We start from the raw sequence: 3,976 nt of genomic DNA on the forward strand, positions 1-3,976 counted from the left end.
AAGAATAATTGCCACCGCAAGAGGATGCGTGACGTACGCCTCGACACTGCGTCGGCGTTGGCCGTCGTGGGCTTGTTCGGCGTAGAAAAACGCTCGGCGGACCAGATTGACCTGGTCGTTGCCGAGGTAGGTCGATAAGCGTTCGGCGAGGGCGTCTATGCTCGGCATGATGACTCCTGCCGTTGGCTGTGATCCCGCGCCGTGCTACGTCGACCAGGCATAGGCTTAGACGGCCTCGTTGGACTCGTCCTCGAACGCTGCGAACAGCGGTTCATCCTGGACGATTTCCTGCTCGGCGATGAACGCGTAGCTCATCAGGCCTTCAGCGATTTCACGCAGCGCTACTACGGTAGGCTTGTCGTTTTCCCACTGAACCAGGGGCTCTTTGCCGCCGGTGGCCAGTTGACGGGCACGTTTGGTAGAGAGCATGACCAGCTCAAAACGGTTTTCCACGTGGTTCAGGCAGTCTTCAACGGTTACGCGGGCCATGGTATTCCTCGGAGCGAATGCAATATGCGCGCTGCCCGGTTGGGCGAGCGGACTGAGCAGTTTAAAAAAACACCAGCGTTTAGGGAAGCGCTGATTTTTTGACCAAGCCCTCCAACGCGCTGCAAGTGCCAATGTAAAGCGCTTGCAGGCGTTTTGGGAAGTGCTGTTTAACCGAGCAATTCAGCCAGCAATTTGCCGAAACGCACCTGTTGGCGCTTCTGTTGCAGCTGATTGGCGCGGAAAATCGCCTTCAGATCGTCCAGTGCATGGGCGAAATCATCGTTGATGATCAGGTAGTCGTATTCGACGTAGTGGCTCATCTCGTTGACCGCTTCGCGCATCCGCCCGTCGATGATCTCGTCGCTGTCCTGGCCGCGATTGGTCAGGCGCTGGTGCAGGGCTTGCAGCGATGGCGGCAAAATGAAGATCGAACGCGCCTGCGGCATCAGCTTGCGCACTTGCTCGGCGCCCTGCCAGTCGATTTCCAGAATCAGGTCGTGGCCTTCATCGAGGGTCTGTTGCAGATGGCTTTGCGAGGTGCCGTAGAAGTTGCCGAACACTTCGGCGCGTTCGAGGAAATCACCGTGTTCGCCCATCTTTACAAAGGCTTCGCGAGTCACGAAGTGATAGTTCACACCGTTCACTTCACCCGGGCGCATGGCGCGGGTGGTGTGGGAGATCGACACGCGAATCTCCGGATTGGCGTCGGTCAAAGCCTTGACCAGACTGCTTTTGCCCGCGCCCGATGGCGCGGAAATGATGTACAGGGTGCCGGTGCTGTGGGTCATGTCGGGGTTGCCTTACTCAATATTCTGCACTTGTTCGCGCATCTGCTCGATCAACACCTTGAGGTTGACGGCGGCTTGGGTGCTGCGCGGATCGAAGGCTTTGGAGCCCAGTGTGTTGGCTTCACGGTTGAGTTCCTGCATCAGGAAGTCGAGGCGCCGTCCAGCGGCACCGCCGGATTTGAGAACCCGGCGCACTTCTATGATATGGGTGCTCAGGCGATCCAGTTCTTCGGCCACATCGCTTTTTTGCGCAAGGATGACCATTTCCTGTTCCAGGCGCTGCGGATCCAGCTCGGCCTTCATGTCGGCAAAGCGGTCGAGGACCTTCTGGCGCTGGGTGGCGAGCATCTGCGGAACCAGTTCACGCAGGGTCACGACGTCTTCTTCGATGGAAGTCAGGCGATCATTGATCAGCCGTGCCAGCTCCGAGCCTTCACGCTCGCGGCCGGCCTTGAGTTCTTTCAGACCATGATTGAACAGTGCCAGCGCTTCGGCATTCAGTGCTTGCGGATCACTGGCGTCAGCGACCAGAACGCCAGGCCAGGCCAGCACTTCCAGCGGATTGAGCGCAGCAGGATTCTTGATCAGACCGGCAATCGTTTCAGCTGCGGCGACCAATTGCGCGGCGCGCTCGCGATCAACTTGCAGCGGTTTGCCGGTGCTTTCTTCAGTGAATCGCAGGGTGCATTCCAGTTTGCCCCGCGACAGGCCCTGGCGCAGTGCTTCGCGTACGGCGCCTTCAAGCTCGCGAAACGACTCCGGCAGACGCAGGTGCGGTTCCAGATAGCGACTGTTGACCGAGCGCAATTCCCAGCTCAGGGTGCCCTGTTCGCCGGCTTTTTCGACGCGGGCGAAGGCGGTCATGCTGTGCACCATGGCGGTGACCTCGCAATGCAGATCGGCGCGGAACCTGAGTTCCGCAGGCGCGATATCAATGAATTTAAGCCGACTGGCAGCAAAGGCGCAGGATTGTAGCGCAGTGCAGCGAATGCGCCCAAACACACGGTGTGACAAAGGGCTGCAGCCCGTCGGTAATAAGAGTTTGAGGGCCCTCGGTCGTCGGCGCGGATTTTTAACCAGTGCCCAGTGGCGGTGCACCGCTCTATAATGCTCGGCAGTTTTCCGTCCCCAGTACAGGTATCCCCTATGAAACGTCCAAGTGGTCGCGCTGCCGATCAGCTCCGCTCGATCCGCATTACCCGCAACTACACCAAACACGCCGAGGGATCCGTACTGGTCGAATTCGGTGATACCAAGGTCATCTGCACCGTCAGCGTCGAAAACGGCGTGCCGCGTTTCCTGAAAGGCCAGGGCCAGGGCTGGTTGACTGCCGAGTACGGCATGCTGCCGCGCGCCACCGGCGAGCGTAACCAGCGTGAAGCGAGTCGCGGCAAGCAAGGCGGCCGCACCCTGGAAATCCAGCGTCTGATCGGCCGTTCCCTGCGCGCTGCGCTGGACATGTCCAAGCTGGGCGACGTAACCCTGTACGTCGATTGCGACGTGATCCAGGCTGACGGTGGCACCCGCACTGCATCCATCACCGGCGCTATGGTTGCCCTCGTCGATGCGTTGAAGGTCATCAAGAAGCGCGGCGGCCTGAAAGGCGGCGACCCGCTCAAGCAAATGATCGGCGCTGTATCGGTGGGCATGTATCAAGGCGAGCCAGTGCTGGATCTGGACTATCTTGAAGACTCCGCCGCCGAGACCGACCTCAACGTGGTGATGACCAGCTCCGGTGGCTTCATCGAGGTGCAGGGCACCGCTGAAGGCGCGCCGTTCCAGCCTGAAGACCTGAACGCCATGCTGGAATTGGCCAAGAAAGGCATGAACGAAATCTTCGAACTGCAGACGGCCGCACTGGCAGACTGAGCAGGTTCATAACCCGCAAGGAGGACGCGATGAGTGACAAGCAAGAGCTGCTGCCCAAGCCGAGCCAAGAGGTTCGCCAGTGGGCGATGTTTTGTCACTTGTCCGCCTTGCTGGGGATCTGGATTCCTTTCGGCAACCTGATCGGGCCGCTGATTCTGTGGCAGATGAAGCGTGAGTCGGACCCGTTTATCGATGTGCAGGGCAAAGAGGCGCTGAATTTTCAGATCACCGTTGCGATTGCTTCGATGATTTGCTTCTTGCTGATGCTGTTGATTATCGGCTTCTTCCTGCTCGGTCTCGTGGCCATCGGGGCATTGGTGCTGACGATCATTGCGGGGGTAAAGGCTAACGAAGGCTTGCCTTATCGTTATCCCTTTACCTGGCGCTTGATCAAATAACCACCAATCAGCCACAAAAAAACCGACATCACTGTCGGTTTTTTTGTTTCTACGGTAAAGGCGCTTAAATGGTCAGCGTCCAGTCGTAGTCGACGATCAGCGGCGCGTGCTGCGAGAACCGAGGCTGACGTGGCAGGCGTGCACTACGCACGAAGCGGCGCAGGCCTGGAGTCAGGATCTGGTAATCGAAACGCCAGCCCAGATTGAGCATCTCGGCCTGTTCGTTATCCGGCCACCAGCTGTACTGGTCGCCTTCACGGCTGACTTCGCGCAGGGCATCGACATAACCCATGTTGCCGACAATCTCGTCCATCCAGGCGCGTTCTGGCGCCAGGAAGCCCGGGGATTGCTGGCTGTCGCGCCAGTTCTTGATGTCGAGCTTCTGCTGCGCGACGTACAGCGAGCCACAAGAAATGTCCTCGCGACGCGTGC

The 3,976-nt window shown here is 58.9% G+C and carries 6 protein-coding genes and 1 pseudogene; 2 read left to right on the forward strand and 5 right to left on the reverse strand.

From position 1 onward, the window contains the following. From ACIQVE_RS29305 to ACIQVE_RS29320, 4 genes are all read right to left on the reverse strand, one after another. Window positions 1–168: hypothetical protein (locus ACIQVE_RS29305; protein ID WP_402815412.1), on the reverse strand; the 168-nt coding region annotated here is incomplete at its 3' end. Between the two features lie 57 nt (window positions 169–225). Continuing rightward, the gene (gene rpoZ / locus ACIQVE_RS29310) at window positions 226–489 is read right to left on the reverse strand and encodes a DNA-directed RNA polymerase subunit omega (RefSeq protein ID WP_402815404.1); all 264 of its coding nucleotides are present in this window, start codon (window positions 487–489) and stop codon (window positions 226–228) included. 167 nt (window positions 490–656) lie between these two features. Beyond that, a complete protein-coding gene (gene gmk / locus ACIQVE_RS29315; RefSeq protein WP_042561759.1) occupies window positions 657–1,277 on the reverse strand; it encodes a guanylate kinase in 621 nt (206 codons plus the stop codon). Window positions 1,278–1,289: 12 nt separating this feature from the next. After that, a complete protein-coding gene (locus ACIQVE_RS29320) occupies window positions 1,290–2,153 on the reverse strand; it encodes a YicC/YloC family endoribonuclease (protein ID WP_402815406.1) in 864 nt (287 codons plus the stop codon). Between the two features lie 270 nt (window positions 2,154–2,423). On the opposite strand from ACIQVE_RS29320, the gene rph reads away from it, so the two are divergent. Together rph and ACIQVE_RS29330 are read left to right on the forward strand one after the other, a co-directional pair. Continuing rightward, window positions 2,424–3,146, forward strand: a complete 723-nt coding sequence (gene rph / locus ACIQVE_RS29325; protein ID WP_402815408.1) for a ribonuclease PH — start codon at window positions 2,424–2,426, stop codon at window positions 3,144–3,146. A gap of 29 nt (window positions 3,147–3,175) precedes the next feature. Next, window positions 3,176–3,544 (forward strand): DUF4870 domain-containing protein, encoded by a 369-nt coding sequence (locus ACIQVE_RS29330; protein ID WP_402815410.1) that lies wholly within the window; start codon window positions 3,176–3,178, stop codon window positions 3,542–3,544. A gap of 64 nt (window positions 3,545–3,608) precedes the next feature. On the opposite strand, the pseudogene crc reads toward ACIQVE_RS29330, so the two are convergent. Next, window positions 3,609–3,976: pseudogene (crc, locus tag ACIQVE_RS29335) on the reverse strand (catabolite repression control protein Crc); the annotation flags it as partial.

It is taken from the genome of Pseudomonas sp. NPDC098747, from assembly GCF_044760045.1.
Taxonomy (GTDB): domain Bacteria; phylum Pseudomonadota; class Gammaproteobacteria; order Pseudomonadales; family Pseudomonadaceae; genus Aquipseudomonas.

Bases quoted from the DNA above. Each gene is read 5' to 3' on its own strand.
- rpoZ (WP_402815404.1), bottom strand. From the start codon at position 489: ATGGCCCGCGTAACCGTTGAAGACTGCCTGAACCACGTGGAAAACCGT.
- gmk (WP_042561759.1), bottom strand. From the start codon at position 1,277: ATGACCCACAGCACCGGCACCCTGTACATCATTTCCGCGCCATCGGGC.
- ACIQVE_RS29320 (WP_402815406.1), bottom strand. From the start codon at position 2,153: ATGGTGCACAGCATGACCGCCTTCGCCCGCGTCGAAAAAGCCGGCGAA.
- rph (WP_402815408.1), top strand. From the start codon at position 2,424: ATGAAACGTCCAAGTGGTCGCGCTGCCGATCAGCTCCGCTCGATCCGC.
- ACIQVE_RS29330 (WP_402815410.1), top strand. From the start codon at position 3,176: ATGAGTGACAAGCAAGAGCTGCTGCCCAAGCCGAGCCAAGAGGTTCGC.